General features: G+C 50.9%; 34 protein-coding genes. 27 read left to right on the top strand and 7 right to left on the bottom strand.

The features are described from left to right. The first annotated feature begins 2 nt into the window (after positions 1–2). The 27 genes from O0S10_RS05745 (at position 3) to cmk (ending at position 15,061) form a co-directional block, all read left to right on the top strand. On the top strand, positions 3–251 hold the full coding sequence (locus O0S10_RS05745) for a 50S ribosomal protein L23 (RefSeq protein ID WP_268924937.1): 249 nt from the start codon (positions 3–5) through the stop codon (positions 249–251). Positions 252–262: 11 nt separating this feature from the next. Continuing rightward, complete coding sequence (locus tag O0S10_RS05740; protein WP_268924936.1) at positions 263–973, top strand: 50S ribosomal protein L2; 711 nt, start codon at positions 263–265, stop codon at positions 971–973. A 6-nt stretch (positions 974–979) separates the two neighbouring features. Continuing rightward, positions 980–1,390, top strand: coding sequence for a 30S ribosomal protein S19 (locus O0S10_RS05735; RefSeq protein ID WP_268923349.1), 411 nt, complete (start codon positions 980–982; stop codon positions 1,388–1,390). 5 nt (positions 1,391–1,395) lie between these two features. Then, the gene (locus tag O0S10_RS05730; protein WP_268923348.1) at positions 1,396–1,869 is read left to right on the top strand and encodes a 50S ribosomal protein L22; all 474 of its coding nucleotides are present in this window, start codon (positions 1,396–1,398) and stop codon (positions 1,867–1,869) included. Positions 1,870–1,871: 2 nt separating this feature from the next. After that, entirely contained in the window at positions 1,872–2,573 is a 702-nt protein-coding gene (locus O0S10_RS05725; RefSeq protein WP_268924935.1) for a 30S ribosomal protein S3, read from the top strand. A gap of 5 nt (positions 2,574–2,578) precedes the next feature. Continuing rightward, entirely contained in the window at positions 2,579–2,779 is a 201-nt protein-coding gene (gene rpmC, locus O0S10_RS05720) for a 50S ribosomal protein L29 (RefSeq protein WP_268923346.1), read from the top strand. 8 nt (positions 2,780–2,787) lie between these two features. Next, a complete protein-coding gene (locus O0S10_RS10570; protein ID WP_425438307.1) occupies positions 2,788–3,057 on the top strand; it encodes a ribonuclease P protein component 1 in 270 nt (89 codons plus the stop codon). Between the two features lie 81 nt (positions 3,058–3,138). Further along, positions 3,139–3,465 (top strand): 30S ribosomal protein S17, encoded by a 327-nt coding sequence (locus O0S10_RS05715; protein WP_268924934.1) that lies wholly within the window; start codon positions 3,139–3,141, stop codon positions 3,463–3,465. After that, entirely contained in the window at positions 3,462–3,860 is a 399-nt protein-coding gene (locus O0S10_RS05710; RefSeq protein WP_268923344.1) for a 50S ribosomal protein L14, read from the top strand. Before O0S10_RS05715 ends, O0S10_RS05710 begins: the two co-directional genes overlap by 4 nt. Positions 3,861–3,871: 11 nt before the next feature. After that, positions 3,872–4,237 carry a 50S ribosomal protein L24 gene (gene rplX, locus O0S10_RS05705; RefSeq protein WP_268923343.1) on the top strand — a complete coding sequence of 122 codons (366 nt, stop codon included), beginning with the start codon at positions 3,872–3,874 and terminating at the stop codon, positions 4,235–4,237. Next, positions 4,237–4,956 carry a 30S ribosomal protein S4e gene (locus O0S10_RS05700; RefSeq protein ID WP_268924933.1) on the top strand — a complete coding sequence of 240 codons (720 nt, stop codon included), beginning with the start codon at positions 4,237–4,239 and terminating at the stop codon, positions 4,954–4,956. The genes rplX and O0S10_RS05700 overlap by 1 nt, the downstream gene beginning before the upstream one ends. Continuing rightward, the gene (locus tag O0S10_RS05695; protein ID WP_268924932.1) at positions 4,953–5,468 is read left to right on the top strand and encodes a 50S ribosomal protein L5; all 516 of its coding nucleotides are present in this window, start codon (positions 4,953–4,955) and stop codon (positions 5,466–5,468) included. The genes O0S10_RS05700 and O0S10_RS05695 overlap by 4 nt, the downstream gene beginning before the upstream one ends. Position 5,469: 1 nt before the next feature. Beyond that, positions 5,470–5,640 carry a 30S ribosomal protein S14 gene (locus tag O0S10_RS05690; RefSeq protein WP_011832473.1) on the top strand — a complete coding sequence of 57 codons (171 nt, stop codon included), beginning with the start codon at positions 5,470–5,472 and terminating at the stop codon, positions 5,638–5,640. Between the two features lie 13 nt (positions 5,641–5,653). Then, positions 5,654–6,046, top strand: coding sequence for a 30S ribosomal protein S8 (locus O0S10_RS05685; protein ID WP_268924931.1), 393 nt, complete (start codon positions 5,654–5,656; stop codon positions 6,044–6,046). Between the two features lie 13 nt (positions 6,047–6,059). Next, complete coding sequence (gene rpl6p / locus O0S10_RS05680) at positions 6,060–6,584, top strand: 50S ribosomal protein L6 (RefSeq protein WP_268924930.1); 525 nt, start codon at positions 6,060–6,062, stop codon at positions 6,582–6,584. 1 nt (position 6,585) lies between these two features. After that, the gene (locus tag O0S10_RS05675) at positions 6,586–7,011 is read left to right on the top strand and encodes a 50S ribosomal protein L32e (protein WP_268924929.1); all 426 of its coding nucleotides are present in this window, start codon (positions 6,586–6,588) and stop codon (positions 7,009–7,011) included. Further along, positions 7,004–7,456 carry a 50S ribosomal protein L19e gene (locus O0S10_RS05670; protein ID WP_268924928.1) on the top strand — a complete coding sequence of 151 codons (453 nt, stop codon included), beginning with the start codon at positions 7,004–7,006 and terminating at the stop codon, positions 7,454–7,456. The genes O0S10_RS05675 and O0S10_RS05670 overlap by 8 nt, the downstream gene beginning before the upstream one ends. 3 nt (positions 7,457–7,459) lie before the next feature. Continuing rightward, positions 7,460–7,984, top strand: coding sequence for a 50S ribosomal protein L18 (locus O0S10_RS05665; RefSeq protein WP_268924927.1), 525 nt, complete (start codon positions 7,460–7,462; stop codon positions 7,982–7,984). A 1-nt stretch (position 7,985) separates the two neighbouring features. After that, on the top strand, positions 7,986–8,603 hold the full coding sequence (locus tag O0S10_RS05660) for a 30S ribosomal protein S5 (protein ID WP_268923335.1): 618 nt from the start codon (positions 7,986–7,988) through the stop codon (positions 8,601–8,603). After that, the gene (locus O0S10_RS05655) at positions 8,603–9,064 is read left to right on the top strand and encodes a 50S ribosomal protein L30 (protein WP_268924926.1); all 462 of its coding nucleotides are present in this window, start codon (positions 8,603–8,605) and stop codon (positions 9,062–9,064) included. The genes O0S10_RS05660 and O0S10_RS05655 overlap by 1 nt, the downstream gene beginning before the upstream one ends. A gap of 5 nt (positions 9,065–9,069) precedes the next feature. Next, complete coding sequence (locus O0S10_RS05650; RefSeq protein WP_268923333.1) at positions 9,070–9,492, top strand: uL15m family ribosomal protein; 423 nt, start codon at positions 9,070–9,072, stop codon at positions 9,490–9,492. Between the two features lie 24 nt (positions 9,493–9,516). Beyond that, positions 9,517–10,959 carry a preprotein translocase subunit SecY gene (gene secY, locus O0S10_RS05645; RefSeq protein ID WP_268924925.1) on the top strand — a complete coding sequence of 481 codons (1,443 nt, stop codon included), beginning with the start codon at positions 9,517–9,519 and terminating at the stop codon, positions 10,957–10,959. A gap of 224 nt (positions 10,960–11,183) precedes the next feature. Next, the gene (locus tag O0S10_RS05640; RefSeq protein WP_268924924.1) at positions 11,184–12,791 is read left to right on the top strand and encodes a cache domain-containing protein; all 1,608 of its coding nucleotides are present in this window, start codon (positions 11,184–11,186) and stop codon (positions 12,789–12,791) included. Next, entirely contained in the window at positions 12,788–13,201 is a 414-nt protein-coding gene (locus O0S10_RS05635; RefSeq protein ID WP_268924923.1) for a hypothetical protein, read from the top strand. Before O0S10_RS05640 ends, O0S10_RS05635 begins: the two co-directional genes overlap by 4 nt. Before the next feature lie 111 nt (positions 13,202–13,312). Then, positions 13,313–13,885, top strand: a complete 573-nt coding sequence (locus O0S10_RS05630) for an adenylate kinase (RefSeq protein WP_268924922.1) — start codon at positions 13,313–13,315, stop codon at positions 13,883–13,885. Positions 13,886–13,891: 6 nt separating this feature from the next. Continuing rightward, on the top strand, positions 13,892–14,521 hold the full coding sequence (locus O0S10_RS05625; RefSeq protein WP_268924921.1) for a DUF106 domain-containing protein: 630 nt from the start codon (positions 13,892–13,894) through the stop codon (positions 14,519–14,521). A 3-nt stretch (positions 14,522–14,524) separates the two neighbouring features. Further along, on the top strand, positions 14,525–15,061 hold the full coding sequence (cmk, locus tag O0S10_RS05620; RefSeq protein WP_268924920.1) for a (d)CMP kinase: 537 nt from the start codon (positions 14,525–14,527) through the stop codon (positions 15,059–15,061). 126 nt (positions 15,062–15,187) lie between these two features. Here cmk and O0S10_RS05615 read toward each other — a convergent pair whose 3' ends face one another. The 7 genes from O0S10_RS05615 to O0S10_RS05585 all read right to left on the bottom strand — a co-directional run bounded on the left by O0S10_RS05615 (position 15,188) and on the right by O0S10_RS05585 (position 18,535). Next, complete coding sequence (locus tag O0S10_RS05615; RefSeq protein WP_268924919.1) at positions 15,188–15,532, bottom strand: hypothetical protein; 345 nt, start codon at positions 15,530–15,532, stop codon at positions 15,188–15,190. 70 nt (positions 15,533–15,602) lie between these two features. Then, positions 15,603–15,836 (bottom strand): heavy-metal-associated domain-containing protein, encoded by a 234-nt coding sequence (locus tag O0S10_RS05610; protein ID WP_268924918.1) that lies wholly within the window; start codon positions 15,834–15,836, stop codon positions 15,603–15,605. Then, positions 15,817–16,461: a HemK2/MTQ2 family protein methyltransferase gene (locus tag O0S10_RS05605; RefSeq protein ID WP_268924917.1), complete on the bottom strand. Its 645-nt coding sequence runs from the start codon at positions 16,459–16,461 to the stop codon at positions 15,817–15,819. The genes O0S10_RS05610 and O0S10_RS05605 overlap by 20 nt, the downstream gene beginning before the upstream one ends. Next, positions 16,458–17,210: a 16S rRNA (adenine(1518)-N(6)/adenine(1519)-N(6))-dimethyltransferase RsmA gene (rsmA, locus tag O0S10_RS05600; RefSeq protein ID WP_483869628.1), complete on the bottom strand. Its 753-nt coding sequence runs from the start codon at positions 17,208–17,210 to the stop codon at positions 16,458–16,460. Before rsmA ends, O0S10_RS05605 begins: the two co-directional genes overlap by 4 nt. 23 nt (positions 17,211–17,233) lie before the next feature. Further along, on the bottom strand, positions 17,234–17,812 hold the full coding sequence (locus tag O0S10_RS05595; RefSeq protein WP_268924915.1) for a DUF655 domain-containing protein: 579 nt from the start codon (positions 17,810–17,812) through the stop codon (positions 17,234–17,236). A 15-nt stretch (positions 17,813–17,827) separates the two neighbouring features. Beyond that, on the bottom strand, positions 17,828–18,199 hold the full coding sequence (locus O0S10_RS05590) for an RNA polymerase Rpb4 family protein (protein WP_268924914.1): 372 nt from the start codon (positions 18,197–18,199) through the stop codon (positions 17,828–17,830). A 42-nt stretch (positions 18,200–18,241) separates the two neighbouring features. Then, on the bottom strand, positions 18,242–18,535 hold the full coding sequence (locus tag O0S10_RS05585) for a 50S ribosomal protein L21e (RefSeq protein ID WP_268924913.1): 294 nt from the start codon (positions 18,533–18,535) through the stop codon (positions 18,242–18,244). Positions 18,536–18,537: the final 2 nt, after the last annotated feature.

Genomic DNA, 18,537 nt, shown 5'->3' with positions numbered 1-18,537 from the left:
TCATGGCACTCGCACATCCGCTCGTAACAGAAAAGGCAATGGTTCTCCTGGAGAATGCCAACCAGCTTTCCTTCATCGTAAGAAAGGACGCAACCAAGGCATCCATCAAGACAGCTATGGAGAAGAACTTCGGGAAGAAGGTCGCATCCGTCAGCACCATGATGACCACCAAGGGAACCAAGAAGGCAATCATTACCTTCGAAGAGAAGAACGCTGCTGAAGAGATTCTCTCTCAGCTGGGAATTGTGTAAGGTGAGTCAACATGGGACACAGAATCAGTACACAGGCACGTGGAAAGGGAGGTTCAACCTACCGCGCCCCGTCGCACCAGTATAAGGCAGAGCTGAAACACTTCGGTTCTTTTACCGAAACTGTCACCGCGACCGTTGTTGACATTGAGCACGACCCGGCACGCCACACCCCGATTGCAGTTGTAAAGATCAACGGCAAGAAAGAGTACGTACTCATCACCGAGGGTGTCGGTGTCGGCAAGGAACTCGCATGGGGACCTGGAGCAAAGATCGAGAACGGCAACACCCTTCCGCTTGCTGCAATCCCGACCGGTATGTCCGTCTGCAACATTGAGGCACGTCCGGGAGACGGCGGGAAGTTCGTCCGTGCAAGCGGTGTCCAGGCTGTTGTCATCGGTAAATCCGAGGGCAAGGTCGGCGTCCGTATGCCGTCCGGAAAACCGAAATGGTTCCACGAGCACTGTCTTGCAACCATTGGCCTTGTGGCCGGTGGAGGACGCGGAGACAAACCGGTCCTGAAAGCAGGTAAACAGTATCACAAGATGAAGACCTCGGCAACCCGCTGGCCGCGCGTTCGTGGTGTCGCTATGAATGTTATCGACCACCCATTCGGTGGTGGAGGACATCAGCACCCAGGTAAGCCAAAGACCGTTGCACGCGGAACTCCGGCTGGTAAGAAAGTCGGACATGTCGCAGCACGGAGAACCGGATGCCGGAGGTGAACGTAAATGGCAAAGAAAACTACTAAGAGAATGCCAAAGCGGCGAGAGGAGTATACCTACCACGGCTACAACATCGAGCAGCTCAAAGCCATGTCCATGGAAGAGCTTCTTCCGATTATGCCGTCAGCAGCCCGCCGTAAGGTTCTTCGCGGGTTTACCCGCGATGAAGAGGATGTTCGCGCGAAGATCGCAGCAGGTGATGGTGTCAGAACCCACATCCGCTCAATGATCATCCTTCCGGAAATGGTCGGCAAGAATGTTGCCATCTATTCCGGTAAAGAGTTCGTGAACGTTGAGATTCCGGTTGAGGGCGTGTTCCACTACTTTGGTGAGTTCGCTCTTACCCGCAAGAAGGTCAGCCACGGTAGCGCCGGTATTGGTGCAACCCGGTCGAGTAAGTATGTCCCGCTGAAGTGATTGTCATGGCAAGAACAGAATACAGTAACAAACTTACCGGCGACAACATCGCCCGTGCAAAGGCTAATGAGCTTGGATGCTCTCCGAAGCACGCAGTGGAGATTGCCCATCTCGTCCGCAACATGATGGCAGACGACGCAGTTGCATACCTTGAACAGGTTATCGATCTGAAGAGAGCGGTACCGTTCCACCGCTATGCAAGAAACGTTGGTCACCAGAAGAGCTTAAACGGCAAAACCTTCGGTACCGCAGCCGGCAGATACCCGGTCAAGGCAGCCGCAGAGTACATCCGCTTAATCCGTTCCGCACAGAAGAACGCCGAGTACGCAGGTCTTGCTCCAGAAAAGATGGTTATCGTCCACGCTGCAGCAAACAAAGGCCGGTGCATGAAGGCAATCTTCCCCCGTGCAATGGGAAGAGCAACGCCGAAGCACAGAGATACCGTGAACATTGAGTTAATCCTCCGCGAGGTGCAGTAAGTATGACAATTGAGAAGAAGTTCGTTGCCGACGGCGTCCGCAAGGTCCGTGTCGAGCAGTACCTCAACAAAGAGCTCAAGCGTGCAGGATACGGTGGCATGGACATTGTCCGTACTCCGGTCGGTACTCAGGTCACTATCTTTGCAGAGAAACCTGGTATCGTTATCGGCAAGGGTGGCAGACTGGTTCGCCAGATCACGACCGACCTGAATTCTATCTATGGTATCGATTCTCCGCAGGTTGAGGTTCAGCAGGTTGGAAATCCGAACTTGAATGCCCAGATTATGGCGGAACGCCTTGCAAATGCATTAGAGCGCGGATGGTACTTCCGAAAGGCTGGTTCCTCCGTTATCCGCCGTGTCATGGACTCCGGTGCACTTGGCTGCGAAGTTATCATCGCAGGCAAACTGACCGGTGCCCGTGCACGTGTGCAGAAGTTCGTCGAAGGCTATATCAAACATTCCGGTGAACCGGCTGAGTCCATTGTTGAGTCGGGATATGCGACCGCAATCAAGAAGCTCGGTATCATTGGTGTCCAGGTTAAGATCGTTCCGCCGGGAGCAGTTCTTCCGGATCACTTTGAGATCCGTCCGGATGCAAACCCGGCTCCGGCACAGATTGTTGAGACTGATGTATTTGAGGAGTTCGATGCAGAACTCGCAAGCGAACCGGAACTTGAACCTGAGTTCCATGAGGAGGCCTGAGTATCATGGCAATCTTCAGAGCAAAGGAAGTTGCCCAGTTTTCCGATGCTGAGCTTGTAGAAAACGAGCAGAAACTCAGAAATGAGTTAATTCAGCAGTACGGGAAAGTCAGCGCCGGTGGTGCACCGGAAAACCCCGGAAAGATCCGGGAAGTTCGCAGAACTATCGCACGCATTAAGACTGAACAGACCAAGCGTCAGGCATAAATTGTCTTATGATCACGCCACAATCGATCCTGCAGCATGAGTTGATTGGATTATATGCGGTTGTGGTGTGTTCACGCAACAAAACACAGGAAGGAATGTGTGGTTTCATCGTTGATGAAACCAAAAACACTCTTTCTCTCCGGTCAGGGAATGGAATTAAGTGCTTGGAGAAACAATATATGTTACTCCGGGTGACCCTCCCGGATAGTGTTGAAGTTGTAATAGACTGCTCAGGCTTGTCTGTTTCTCCAGCGCGACGTGTTAAGACGAGGGCGTAAGTTCTCAAGAGTGAGATCGTTATGTGTCCCGTTTACCGGGTGCGTGACGTGCGATCTATGCGCGTAAGATGAGGGTTAAATATGGCAAAAAATATCGGCTTAAATGTTGCAGTTCCAGAGAAGGGCTGTGACGACGTGAACTGCCCATTCCACGGCAGCTTACCGGTGCGCGGCCAGGTGATTACCGGTAAGGTCGTGAGTGAGCGCATGCAGGGGACCGTTGTCGTCGAGCGGAACTACCTTCATTTTGTCAAGAAATATGACAGATATGAGAAGCGTAGTTCCAAAATCCACGCACACATGGCCCCATGCCTCGACGCCAGAATTGGCGACGAGGTCAAGATTGCAGAGTGCAGACCATTGAATAAGACAACCTCCTATGTTGTTGTTGAGGTGACCCGGGCATGAGAGGCTTAACGTCTAAAATCCCGCGCGCACTTCAGACCGGCTCCAAGATGGTTTGTGCAGACAACACGGGTGCCCGTGTTGTTCAGATTGTTTCCGTTTTTGGTTACCACGGTGTGAAAAACCGGCAGCCGAAGATGGGTATCGGAGATCTTGCCACAGTTTCTGTGAAGAAAGGAACTCCTGATATGAAGAGAAAGCTTGTAAAAGCAGTTGTTGTCCGTCAGAAGAAGGAATTCCGCCGCCCGAACGGTCTGCGTGTTTCCTTTGAAGAGAACGCAATGATCCTCTTAAATGATAACGGTGACCCGCGCGGTACCGATATCAAGGGACCGGTTGCACGTGAAGTTGCAGAGCGGTTCCCGAAGGTCGGATCGATGGCAACGATCATTATCTAAGGTGAAAAAACATGGCACGTATTGCAAGCATTCAGCCGAGAAAACAGCGGAAGTTCCGGTACAACGCACCTATCCACGTTCGTGGAGCGTTCTTACACGCAACTCTTGCTGATGATCTCCGTAAGAAATATGGCAAGCGCAGTTTCCGTGTTGTCACCGGTGACACCGTAAAGGTGCTCCGCGGCGAGTTCGCAGGCACTGAAGCTGTTGTTGACAAGGTCGATGTGAAGAACACAAAGGTTCTTGTTCACGGTGTTGCAGTGAAGAAGGCAAACGGCGAGGATGTTCCAAGACCGATTGATCCTTCCAAAGTGATGATCACCAAACTGAATCTGAAGGACGCAAAACGCGTTGCTCGTCTTGAGGTGAAGGCATAATGACTCGTACAAAGCGTATGACGGCACCGGATGCATGGCAGATCGCCCGCAAGGAAAGCAAGTATGTTGTAAGTCCTGCCCACGGTCCGCACGATGCATCCGCTCTTCCGATTGGTATCTGGATCCGCGACCACATGCACTTCGCCCAGAACACCAAAGAAGTCAAGAAGATCCTTCACGACCGCAATGTTGTTCTGAACGGCAATGTGGTAACGGATGAGCACATCGGTATTGATGTGTTTGATATCATCAGCTTCCCGAAGATCGACAAGCACTACATGATTCTTGTTGATGAAAAGGGACGCCACACCGAGTATGAGATCTCTGCTGAGGCAGCAAAGATCCAGCTGGTGAAGATCGCAAACAAGACCACTCTTACCGGCGGAAAGACCCAGATAAATCTCACGACCGGTGCCAACTTCATCGGCGACAACAGCTACAAAGGCAAGGACTCTCTTGTAATTGGTCTTGTCGGCGACGACAGATTTGTTGTTCAGCAGCATTTCCCGTTCGCAGTCGGTAACATGGCCGTTATCATTGGCGGTCAGCACACCATGAAGACCGGCAAGCTCGTTGAGATTCTCATCCAGCAGTCTTCCCTTCCCAACCGCGTCATCCTTGAAGATGCAAACGGTGAGAAGTTTGAGACCATCGAGGACTATGTCTATATGATCGGTACCTCCGAGTCTTTCCTTTCCACCTGGGGTGTTGACGCATGAGCGACATGCAGAAACCGTTTGTGGCAAAGGTTGTTGTGCACATGGGTGTCGGCGAGGCAGGCGAGCGGCTTGTCAACGCTGAAAACATCATGGCAGACCTTACCCAGGGTTCCAAGCCGATTCGTTCTTATGCAAAGAATACGCTTCCGGCTTTCGGTGTTCGCCGTGGTCAGCCGATCGGCTGCAAGGTTACCCTTCGCGGCGAAAAGGCTATGACGTTCCTTGCAACGGCATTAAAAACGTATGCAGTGGAGAATGTTCTTCACGCACGCCAGTTTGATGCTACCGGAAACTTCGGTTTCGGTATTGAGGAACACACGGACTTTCCGGGTCAGGCATATGATCCGAAGATCGGTATCTACGGTATGGATATTATCGCAGTTATCGAAAAGAAAGGTACGAGAACGGCACGCAGAAAAATCCAGCAGAAGAAGCTCAACACGAAGCTGCATGTGACCCGTGAGGAATCCATGGCATTTGTGACTGAGACTTTCGGCATTGAGGTGGAGTAATATGGCAGCAAAAGACAACGGCAAGGTCCAGCAGAAAAAGTATGGTCGTGGTGCAAACCAGTGCCAGCTTTGCGGACGCAAGCAGGGACTTGTGCGCAGATACAACATTTACTTCTGCCGTCAGTGCTTCCGTGAGTGGGCGCCCACGATGGGCTTTAAGAAGATGAACTAAGAGGTGACGGAGAATGACAAAACAGAATCCGATTGCAGACGCAATGAGCGCTATCAAGAATGCCGGCGATACCGGTAAGCTTGCAGTGACCGTTGAGCCGGCCAGCCGCCTCTTTGGTGACATGCTTAAAGTCATGCAGGAGTACGGATATATCAGCGGTTTCGAGAAGGTTGAGGACGGCAGAGGAGGTCAGTACATGATTTCCCTTACCGGCGGTATCAACAAATGTGGTGTTATCACCCCCCGCTTCTCGGTAAAGGTTGAGGACCTTGAGTCCTGGGAAACCAGATACCTGCCAGGAAAGGGTTTCGGAATTATTATTCTGACCACTTCCAAGGGTGTTATGTCCCATGAACAGGCACGTAAGCTCGGTGTCGGTGGCGAGCTGTTAGGATACGTCTTCTAAGGAGAGGAATATTATGCATGAAATGATTTTCCACATCCCGGAAGGTGTAACCATTACCAAAGAGGGAGACCTCATGATGGTGAAGGGTTCCAAAGGTTCTCTTTCCCGTGTTATGCACCACCCGGCAATCGAAATTGTTGTGGAAGAGGGTGCAGTGAAGATCTCCACCGAGTCCACCAGACGCCGTGTGTATGCACTGCTCGGTACCTACAATGCCCACCTCCATGTGATGGCAAAGGGTGTTACCGAGGGGTACGAGTACCACATGAAAGTTGTCTACAACCACTTCCCGATTCAGGTGAAGGTTGCAGGCGACCGCGTTGAAATCGCCAATTTCCTTGGCGAGAAGCAGGCACGCTACGCAAAGATTGTTGAGGGCGTGAAGGTAAAAGTCCAGGGCGATGAGCTGGTCTTAAACGGTATCGACCGTGAAAAGATCGGAAACACTGCAGCGAATGTTGAGCAGGCCTGCAAGGTCCGCAACCGTGACCCGCGTGTGTTCCAGGACGGTATCTACATTACCAGCAGAGGTAACTAACATGGCGAGTGAAATTAAGAAACTGATTCGTGCACGTGCTGCAAAGAAGGCCAGATTCTCCCGCCAGTGCCTCTGTGCAAAGGTTAAGCTGGCTGACACCTGGCGCAGACCGCGTGGTCTGCACAGCAAACAGCGCAAAGATTTCCGTGCAAAGGGTGCACACCCCGAAGCAGGATTCGGGGCCCCGGCAGCAATCCGCGGCTTCCACCCGAGCGGATACCGCGAGGTTCTTGTGTTCAGACCGGCTGATCTTGAAGAGATCGATGCAGCTACGACTGCTGTCCGTATCGGTGCATCCGTAGGTGGACAGAAACGTGCAGCTATCCAGACAAAGGCGACAACCCTTGGTATTAAGGTTCTGAACCCGAAAGAGGCAAAGACAGTTGTTGCAGCACCTGTAACCGAGGAGGCGAAATCCGATGAGTGATCTTGCTTCCCAGCGTCGTATTGCGGCAGCTGTTCTCGGTTGCGGTGTGAACCGTGTCTGGATCAACCCGGAGAAACTTTCTGAGGTTCAGAGTGCAATGTCCCGTGAGGATATCCGCAATCTGATCGAGGAGGGTGCAATTTCTTCACACCAGAAGAAAGGTATCTCACGCGGACGTGCACGGGCACGTATCGCAAAACGTGCATACGGACACTGTAAGGGTCCGGGACGCCGGAGCGGTGCAAAGGGTGCACGTACTCCGTCCAAGACCCAGTGGATCAAAAAGATCCGTGCACAGCGTAAGGAGCTTCGCGCACAGCGTGAAGCAGGTTCCATTACAAGAACCGAATACCGCAGACTTTACCGCCGTGCAGCCGGTGGTCAGTTCCGTAACGTTGCTCACCTGAAAGCTCAGATTGAGATCGTTACTTCCCGGAGGGACTAAGCAATGGCTACGAATGGAAGATACTTTGTTCAGTTCCGCAGACGCCGTGAAGGAAAGACTGATTATTACCAGCGCCAGCGGCTGATTGTTTCCGGCAGAAACCGTATGGTTATCCGGAAGACGAACCGCCACATCATTATTCAGCTTGTTGCTGCACAGATGGACGGCGACTATACGCTTGTTCACGTGAACAGCAGAGAACTGGTAAACTACGGATACAAGGGTTACCTTGGTAACACCCCTGCAGCATATCTTACCGGTATGCTGTTTGCGGTCCGTGCCCAGAAAGCCGGATATGATGGTGCAATTGCAGATATCGGTTTGCAGGTTGCGTCTACGGGTGCACGTGTGTTTGCCGCAGTGAAAGGAGCTGTCGATGCAGGTTTCGATGTTCCGGTCGGTGAGGATATTCTCCCGGACGAGGATCGTTGCAACGGTGCCCACATTGCAGAATATGATGACCGCTATGCAGATATCGTCTCTCAGGTCGAGACTGCAAAGGACGCAATTATGAAGGAGCTGGAGTAATATGGCTTACGAACAGGAAGAGTGGGTCCCCATCACCGGTCTTGGCAAGAAGGTTATGGCCGGGGATTTTGCAAGTTTCGATGAGATTCTTGCAAGTGGATTCCCTATTAAGGAAGCAGGTATTGTTGATGCAATGCTTCCCGACCTTGTTGACGAAGTCCTCTGCATTGATATGATGCAGCGTATGACTGACTCCGGTCGCCGTATTAAGTTCAGAGCGGTCGTTGTTGTCGGCAACAAGGATGGTTACATCGGTTTTGGCCAGGGCAGAGATGTTCAGGTGGGAACTGCGATCAAGAAGGCAATCGTAAATGCGAAGCTGAACATTGTAAAGGTTCGCCGTGGATGCGGTTCCTGGGAATGCGGCTGCGGTCAGAAACACTCTGTACCGATGGAAGTTACCGGTAAGGCTGGCTCCGTTACGGTGACTCTCAAGCCTGCTCCGAAGGGAATCGGTCTGGTGACTGGTGATGTCGGTAAGAAAGTACTGGCGCTTGCGGGTATCCGCGATGTGTGGGTCAACACGAGTGGTAACACGAGAACTACCCTCAACTTCGCCAAGGCTACCTATAATGCACTTCGCGAAACGAATCTGATTCGTATCGGAGGTCGGAAGTAATGTACGCAGTTGTGCAGGTTCGCGGTGTGGTGAATACCCGCCGCGACATTAAGGAGACCTTAAAGATGCTGCGTCTTCACCACATCAACCACTGTGTCCTTGTGCCGGAGACTCCGGAGTACCTCGGTATGATCCGGAAGGCTAAGGACTACATTGCGTTCGGTGAAGTCGATGCAGCAACGCTTGAGACGATTCTTACCACCCGTGGACGACTTACCGGAAACAAGCCGCTGACCGAGGAGTATGTAAAGGAAGCGACTTCCTTTGGAAGTATTGCCGAACTTGCAGCAGCTCTTGCAGGTGGTCAGATCCGGATGAAGGATGTTCCCGAACTCAAGCCGGTGCTTCGTATGCACCCGCCAAGGAAGGGATACAAGACCACAAAGCGTACGTTCAATCAGGGCGGTGCCCTGGGATACTACGGGAAGGAGATTAACGACCTTCTGATCAAGATGAGGTAAAAAGTATGCCAGTCAACAAGCGTTCAAAGTTCCGGGGAACCCGCACCTGTGGTGGGGGAACCCACAAAAACCGCCGTGGTGCAGGTAATCGCGGAGGTCGTGGACAGGCAGGATGGCGTGACCACAATTTCACTCGGTTCTATCTGCTTGGAAAAACTGAGGGTAAACACGGATTTGTTTGCAAAACCTCCGTAACCTATGAAGTTCTTGATATCGGTGATATCGACCAGATGATCCCGGATCTTGTTGCCCGCGGTATTGCCACACAAAACGGAGATGTTATTATTCTTGACGCCGCACAGATTGGTGTTGAGAAGGTTCTCGGCGGAGGGCGTGTAACCCACAAGCTTGAGATCACCGCAGAGAGCTTCTCCGAGCGTGCTGTCGCGAAAGTTCAGGAACAGGGCGGTCAGGTGCTGACCCCCTAAATTTAAATTTTTGGTGTATCACTCATGGGAGAACTGCTGGATCGAATGGAACCACTGCTGGCAAAGATGCCGGCCGTTCGGCCACCGGAGGGTCACGTTCATTTCAAAAACAAGCTGATGTGGACGGCCGCGGTGCTGCTGTTGTATTTTATACTGACGAACATTCCGGTTTTTGGTCTGAGTGAAACTTCTCTGGATGTTTTCCAATATTACCGTGCGTTACTCGCCGGTGCATCCGGAACGATTCTTCACCTTGGTATCGGACCGATTGTGACCGCATCTATCGTACTGCAGCTGCTTCGTGGTGCTGACCTGATTAAGATCAATACTTCCGATGAGCGTGGTCAGGTAATTTACATGGGTCTGCAGAAGCTGCTGATCTTTGTGATGATTATTCTTGAGGCTCTGCCGAATGTGCTGGGCGGATGGATGAGTCCTGATATGCAGGTTGCTGCAATGTTTGGCGGCAATGCTACGGCTGTGATGTTCTTGATCTTCCTCCAGATCTGCTTAGGCGGCCTGCTGGTTGTATTCATGGATGAGGTCGTGTCAAAGTGGGGTATTGGTTCTGGTGTCGGTCTCTTCATCGTTGCAGGAGTTGCCCAGGGTCTCGTAAACGGTTTCTTCAACTGGGAGTCTACGACAGATCAGTTTGCAGTGGGTTTCTTCCCCCGATTGTTTGAGGTCATAGGTTCCGGTGCGAACTTTATCGAGTACTTTGGTCTTGAGCTGCTCGCACTGTTTACGACAATAGGGTTGTTCTTCCTTATTGTGTATGTTGAGGCGACACGTGTGGAGATTCCACTTGCCCACGCGAATGTGCGCGGTGCCCGTGCGCGGTTCCCGGTGAAACTTGTGTATGCAAGTGTTCTTCCGATGATTCTGGTGCGTGTGCTGCAGGCAAACGTTCAGATGATTGGTATGTTCCTTTCCAGTGTCGGAATCAACATCTTTGGAGAGTTCAACGGTTCTACGCCGATCAATGGTCTGATGTGGTATCTTGCGCCGATTAACCAGCCGCAGGACTGGATGTGGTGGCTCCCGCAGTTTACGGGTGCCGGCCATGCAGCATGGGAGGTTGCTCTCCGTGTGGGTATTGATGCAATCGTGATGATTGTCGGAGGTGCCCTGTTTGCAATCTTCTGGGTGAAGACGGCAGGTCTTGACTCGAAACACGTTGCCCGCCAGATTCAGAACTCAGGTATGCAGATCCCGGGTTATCGCCGCAGTCCTGCGGTATTGGAGCGATATCTGGACAGATACATTCCGCGTGTCACGGTGATTGGTGGTGTGTTTATCGGAGTCTTAAGTATTCTTGCAAACATGCTGGGTATCATCGGATTTGTGGGAGGTACCGGTCTGCTGCTTACGGTCTCGATCGTTTACCGTCTGTATGAACAGATCGCAAACGAACAGATCATGGAGATGTATCCGTTTATGCGGGGCTTCTTCGGCGGCAAAGAATAATTTTCATTTTTTCTTTTTCTGCTTTTTTGATCCTGTTTAAAAGAATTTATGTTTTTTTCCTGCCAATAGAATAGCTAATAATTTTCATTACTGTGTGTGGTGTTGCAAATACTATGCGAGAAAAATGGTGTTATTTGTCATTTATGCTGTGTGCAGTTTTGTGTACTCTGTGCCTGGTTCTCGGGTGTGCCGGATGTGTGCAGCAGCCCGTGAGCTCCCAGAATATGTTGATTGAAGCACCGGAAGATGTGGCTTTGGTTCTGGATAGGTATGCGGATGTAGTGTCTGCAGGTTTTGTCCAAATTGATGAGGATTTCCATATTCTTGCGGACAATCTTGGAACAGTTTCGGGAAGTTATTCAGATACTGTTGATCTTCTTCGGGAATATTATGCGGATAATCCCTGGATAGGACTTCTGGAATATTATCCGGTGAGCGGAAATGATACCATCTTTGTACCGGATATGATTCCGCAGCTAAGTTCGGGTGTGTATGTCCATCATAATGCGTCCTCGTTTACTGGTCAGAATCTGCTGAATACCGGTCCGTATTATGTACCGGAGTACGGGGATGTGTTGGAGATAAGTTTGCCGGTGTACTCGTCTGATGACGTGTATTGCGGATACGTGAGTGTGTTCTTTGATTCCGATCAGTTGTTCCGTGAGTTTGCTGCGTACGTCCCGGAGTTGACGGAGTATGATACAGCAGTAATTGATTCTAACGGTTACGTCCTCTATGCAACGTCAGGTGAATATGCAGGTTGGGATGTGAGCGGACCAACACTGGAACTTGGGAATATATATGGTGAGCACCTGTACCAGCTTTTGACGCAGCCGGAGGGAGCTGCGATGTTCCATGCATATACGCCTCTGTATCTTGAGGTGTTTGAGCGGATTACTGTGTGGAAGACGGTTGATCTGCTGGGATACAATATTATTCTGCTGGTTGATCGCCCGGTTTCTCCCTGGTCGGTCCCGGAGGATACAAAGTTTATACCGGATGTTTCGGGAATGACGAAGGAAACGATTGCGCTTTATCAGTATGCGATGGCGCATTCGAAAGATGATACGCTTGTGTATCTTGCGGGCCTGGATCCAGTGCATGCCGTTGTCGCATATGATATGGAAGGTAATGTTCTGTCCATGGCAAGCGGTGTTATGCGTGATACAGGGACGCGCTGGATCAATATTCGCGATGCGTATGATGTTCCAACGGTTCGGAATATGATTCATCTTGCACAGCAGGGCGGCGGGTATATGCAGAAGTATGAACCGGCAAGTGTTGGTGAGATTCCCACAACAGCATTACTGTATCTGATTTATGTGATGCCGGTTGATGATTCATGGTTTATCACACTGCGTACTCCGGCAAAGACGGAACTTTCACCGGTTGTTCCGTTCACTTCGCACGATGTTACGTCACTTGCCCGGAATGCAACATTGTATGCGTGGGAGTCGGGCATGGAGGCGGTGATTGCAGATATCAACAGCGGTTCTTCACAACTTCTTGCTGAGGCTTCCGGAAAAATTACCGATCTTGCTGTGATAGACATGCGGGGGAATGTTTTGGCGAACGCTTTTGTGCCCGGGGATGTGGGGAAGAATGTTTTCCGGTTTACGGATGCGAACGGGGCGTCAGTCGGTCGGCAGTACGTTCTTTCTGCTCAGGGCGGCGGAGGTCTGATGTATAACGTTCTGGTGGATCTTGATGATCCTGCGAAGCAGGAGGTCCGGCTGATGTATGTGGAACCGGTTGATAATTCGTGGTTTATTGTTGCGGGTATCGAACTGGAAACAACGACCCGCGCTGACCCACTGGAGATGATGCCGTGAGAGCGAGAGCAGCTGCTGCTCATGGTTCTCCCGGTTCAATTGCGATTGTGGTTGTGCTGGTGATCGCGGTTGTCGGCGTGCTGGTGTTTGTCGGTAGTAGCATGGTACAGAATCTGGCGGCTACGGAACTTTCCACGAATGGGGTGGATCTGATGGTACGGATTTCGGGTGATGATGTGGTTGCCGTGATTGTGGGCGGTGATCGGGCATCATCACTTTCTTCAGTGGACGTGTACTTTCACGGCCGCGAGGATGTACACTATTCCTTTGAGCCGGTGAGGATTATGGAGGTGATGCAGTGTGCAGGAATGGCAAAAGATGTCACGGGCTGGCAGACGGTAATTACAGAAGGGACGTTTACGGACGGGATGCGTGAAATTATCGGATATACCCGGCTGAGATTTGCCTGATTCCAATGAAATTGCCGGTTGGTTTGTGTTTTCCCTCCTCTCGAAAAATAGATTTATTATCCTGTCCCTCCAACCTTTAACCGATTCTCACATAGGAAAAAGTGATCCAATATGGCAGGAAAAAAGGTCATCATCACCGGTGTGCCCGGTGTCGGTAAAACAACTGTAATTAATACCGCAATGGAAAAAATCGCTGCGGAAGGAACACCTTATCAGAACATCAACTTCGGCAGCTTCATGTTCGAAGTTGCCGCTGCGGAAGGTCTTGTGCAGGACCGCGATCAGATGAGAAAACTTGACCGCACTGTTCAGAAGCGTCTGCAGAAACTCGCTGCAGAAAAGATCGCCGCAATTGACGGGAATGTCATCATCGATACGCACGCCTCCGTCAAGACTCCGAACGGATATCTTGCAGGTCTTCCCGAGTGGGTTATCACTGCAATCATGCCTGACGTTCTTGTTCTTGTCGAGACTGATAATGATCAGATTCTTGTTCGCAGACTGTCTGACGAAAGCCGTGTCCGCGATATGGAAGGTGCAAAATCCATCGCTGAACATCAGGAAATGAACCGTGCCTTTGCTGCATCCTATGCAATGCTTACCGGATGTACCGTCAAAATCATCGTTAATGCTGATTTCCTCCTTGACAAAGCCGTCGAGGATCTTACCGCAACCCTGAGGTAACTTCTCATGGAAATCGGCAAAAAGTATGGAATGTACATCGCGCTCGCCGTAGTGTTCGGCATGATGCTCCTCTACGGCTGGCCCGAAGCGCGTGCATTCATCTCTGGCATTGTGAACATTATTGTAGGTCCCTTTGCTGCCCTTGGTCTGCCGTTCTTCGCACTCGTCTTAATCCTTGCAACATTTACGGGTCTGTACTCCTCTCTCATTCAGAAGTACACCATCGACTATGAAAAGATGCGGGAAAATCAGGAAAAGTTCAAGGAGTTCAATGTTCTGTTTCGCGAGGCACAGCGTTCCGGCGATGAAAAAGCCATCAAAAAGATGCAGGCACGCCAGCAGGCAATGATGTCTGAACAGATGGAGATGAGCCAGCAGCAGTTTAAGCCCATGGCCTACATCCTTGTTCTGACGGTGCCTATCTTTTTCTGGCTGATTGAACATATTCCGCAGAACATCGACCTGACCATGGCACATGCTGATCTCAGCAATGCTATCATTCTCCCGTTTGCAGGACTGTCCAGTTACTTTGATGTCTATCTCGGGTTCTTCCCGCTCTGGATTCTCTGGTACATGCTTTGTTCCCTTACCGTTAGTCAGGTCATCAGAAAAGCCCTCAATATCGGAGGCATGTAACTGATGAGGATTACGATCAGCGGATCACCCGGTTCGGGGACCACCTCGCTTGGTAAAGCACTTGCCGAGAGACACAATCTCCGGTATCTTTCCGCAGGCGAGGTCTTTCGCGGCCTTGCCAAAGAACATGGAATGGATCTCGCCGCTTTCGGCAGACTTGCTGAGGAAAATCCCGAGATCGATCTCAAAATCGATGCCCGGCAAAAAGAGATTGGTGAGGCCAGCGATGATATCATCCTGGAAGGACGTCTTGCCGGGTGGATGGTGGAAAACGCTGATCTGAAAATTCTGCTTTACGCATCTCCTGACTGCCGTGCCGAACGTATTGCCGAACGGGAAAGTCTCACTCCCGAAGAGGCCTGCGCCGCCACTATTGATCGTGAAGCTTGCGAGGCAGCACGCTACATGGAGTACTATGAGATTGATATCACCGATCCCTCGCCGTATGATATTGTCATCAACTCCGAAACATTCAGTCAGGAAGAGGTCATTGCCATTGCCGAATCGGTTATGGCAATTGTTTCTGCAAAGAAGAACTAAATCGTTCTGGTGAACCTTCCGGCCAAAAAATATTTTTTTATTTTGATTGCGCGAATGTTACTGCCGTGAGAATATTTCACGATGCTTTTTTCCAAGTACGCAAAAAAATAATTTCAGCCATGTACCTCACAGGCACTGGGTTCCTGCCTCATATAGAGCGTACAGTTCGTTCCCTGCTTCCGGCCCCACACGGCGAAGTGCCTGTTCAATCAAAACTTCTGCGCACTCCTCCGGTATGCAGCTGATGCCCTCTTTTCCCTCCCGGATCAGATCTACGAGAGCTACAAACTCCTCGTCGGTCAGACGATTCAGTCGCACCGCGAAATCGTCCGCATCCTTTGCATAATGATTTGCCACCGGCGGAAGAATAGAACGGTATGCATTCTCTGATCCTTTGCAGATCAGTGTATCACACTCCGGTGCCAGTTTTAACAGCAGTGCAATATCATGCTCGGATAGTGTTCTGGCCATATCCTACCATTATTACCATACTCGCGTAATTACTTGTCGGATTCGGCACGATGTTACAAAAAAGAAATGGTCAGAGATTTTTCAATGAACCGGATACGACTTCAAAGCCTGCATCCAGAACACATTCTGTAATATCCTCGAATGTCGTCTGATCGTAGTCAACCGAAAGCGAAGCGGTACCTGCAACATGATCAACCTTTACCTCCGTAACACCCGGAAGTTCCGATAGCATCGTTGTCAGGTGACCGGAACATCCTCCGCAGTGCATGCCGGAAACGCCAAACTCAATTTTTTGCGTTGTCATACCAACACAATGGTGTTCCTGATAACTTATCTTTTCTGTTCGGGTTACTGTTATCTCCCATACAACAGAGATCCCGCGAGATGCGCAGGACATATAACTCCTCACCATCTTCCATCCGCTCTGAATCTGCAACAATCCCTATCATTTGGTACTGTTTGCACAGCGCAAGAAGCTCCGGGACTCCTGTGGCTGAGGAGACCAGCAGAAGAATTCTGCCGAATGCTGTGAGTCGATCAACTGCTGCAGGCAGGAACCATTCAATCACCTCACGGCCGGTTTCGCCTCCGTCCAGTGCAAACTCAAGCCAGTCATCCATCCGCTCCTCAGGGACTGTCGGGAGATAGGGTGCATTAAATAAAATCAGATCAAACTCACCGCAGATCGGATCAAGCAGGTTTCCCCGGATAACCGGTACACCTTCTGCTGCGGCGTATGCTGCCGCATGCGGATTGATTTCCGTTGCCGCTGTTTGTGGTGCAATTGCCATTACTGCTTTGGCAACCGCGCCTGAGCCTGTTCCGATCTCCAGAACCCGATCCGATTCCTTCACCTCTGCAAGAGCTGCCCGGATCAGCAGATGTGTGTCTTCTGCCGGAAAATAGATCTGTGATGTATCTGGTTTCATGGAATCAGCACAGACAATCTGTTTGCAAGGTTAATAAAGTCCGGAACCGATAACATCTCCGGTCGCATCTCAAGCATTTCCGCCGGAAGATTTTCAACAAGATTTGTCATCACTGATTCACCATAGATACTTCGCATGCTGCGCAGACCGTTTCGGATCGTTTTCCGCCGGTGGGAAAATAGTTCTCTGACGAGTACGGCATGCACGCTGCGATCCCGGATCGGCACCGGCGGTTCATGCGGTGTAATTTTCACCACAATTGACCACACCTCAGGCGGCGGAGAAAACGCTTCAGGCGGGAGTTCCAGAACCATTTCCACATCTGCATACGTCTGAGCCATCACCGAGAGTCTTCCGTACTCGCCGCTGCCCGGGGGTGCAATCATCCGTTTTCCGAACTCCAGTTGATACATCAGTACTGCTGATTCAAAACCGATTTCCAGCAACCGGAACGTAATCTTCGACGAGATTGAGTACGGAAGATTTGCTACCACGAGTTCAAACTCCGGCAGCGGCACCTTTGATGCATCACCGCGGATAATCTCCAGCTGGCCTGATGCAATCTGATCGGAAAATCGTCGTTGGAGATTTGGCAGCAGTGTTCCGTCCAGTTCAACTGCCCGGACAACTGCACCACGACCCAGCAGAGCTGCGGTCAGTACACCGCCGCCGGGTCCGATCTCAAGGACTTTTCTGCCGGACACCGGAACTGTATCTGCAATCAGCGCAACGGCTTGTGCATCTACCAAAAAATGTTGATCTTTGGGAGCCTTCATTTTGACGTGAAGAGGTGATACTTCTCGTCCGGATTTTCCAGCTCCAGCATAATCCGTTCAAGAATAAACTTTTCAGGTTTTGCAAGAGTCTTCACCCTGGCACGGATATCCTCAAAGCTCTCGAACGGCTTTTTCTGTCGTTCGGTCAGTGTATCTGTCAGCGTCTTTTTCCCGAAACCCGGAAGGAGGTTCAGCATGTGCAGTTTCAGACTGATCGGCACCGCCTCATTATAGAACTTCACGAACCGCGGCTCACTCTCTGCAATGATCATTGAGATCACTGGTTCAAGTTCGCCTCTCGCCGTATTGGTCAGCTCATCATAGGAAATCCGGCGCTTCACCCGCTCAACAACCTTCCGCTCGCCATCGCCGATGTAGACCTTGTCATGCAGATTGATGGCAAAGTTGCGTTTCGGAATCAGCTCCAGCAGCTTAAACTGGTCGGTACCAACCGCAAGGATAACCGGCTCCCGCTGGTTTAAGGGGCGTTTGTCGTCAGCATATCCCCACTGAAGAAAATCTAAAACGACAGCTTCGACTTCTTTCTTGTCGGCTCTCTCGGTTTTTGGAGGCATAAACTTGCACCTCACTCACGCATGCTGGCGGAGGATATCAAGGATCTGGTCCAGATCTTCCGGAAGAAGTGTGTACCGCTCCTTTGCGTAGATGGCACGAAGTTCGTCGCGGCTCTCCGGCATGATATTGACAATCCGGCAGGCAATCTCTGGTCTTATCTTTTCAAGACCGTTCAACTCATCAATAAGAGCTTTTGCGGTTGCAGGATTGCACTTTCCGAGACTGTCGGCATGATCGATACTCTTGCGCAGCTCGTACGACATCGTCCGTGCAGACGTTTCCGTCTCACCGTCTCCGCCGGCACGCTGATCGCGAATTGAGATCAGTACCTCGCGAAGTTCCGGCAGCGACATCATTTCTTCGCTGATAACTTTTTTCACTTTCATGCCTGTGACTCCTGAAGTAAATGTAAAATTAGTATTTGGGGGTTAATATTTCTGCGCCTTGAGGTGCTGCGGACGGGAGATGATCACTTTGGTTGCATTGCCGTCTTTGATCTCAAGAAGCCAGGCGCGACCGCGCTGGCCAAGAACCGTTCCGGTCTTGCCGTGGAAACGCGGGTGCGGCATGCCTTTCTGTACGCTCGGCTCAATGACGATGTGAACCTTCTGCCCCTCTTCAAAGTGCTGGATGACCGAGGTTACGTTCGGCATTCCGCGCTCACGAAGACCCTTCTGAAGCTTATACCGTGTCCGTTTCTTAATACCGTTATGTTTTGCCATTT

This window comes from Methanocorpusculum petauri (assembly GCF_026891975.1).
Classification (GTDB): domain Archaea; phylum Halobacteriota; class Methanomicrobia; order Methanomicrobiales; family Methanocorpusculaceae; genus Methanocorpusculum; species Methanocorpusculum petauri.
The sequence above is the reverse complement of the archived record's forward strand: the minus strand, read 5'-3'. Positions and strand labels throughout refer to the sequence as shown.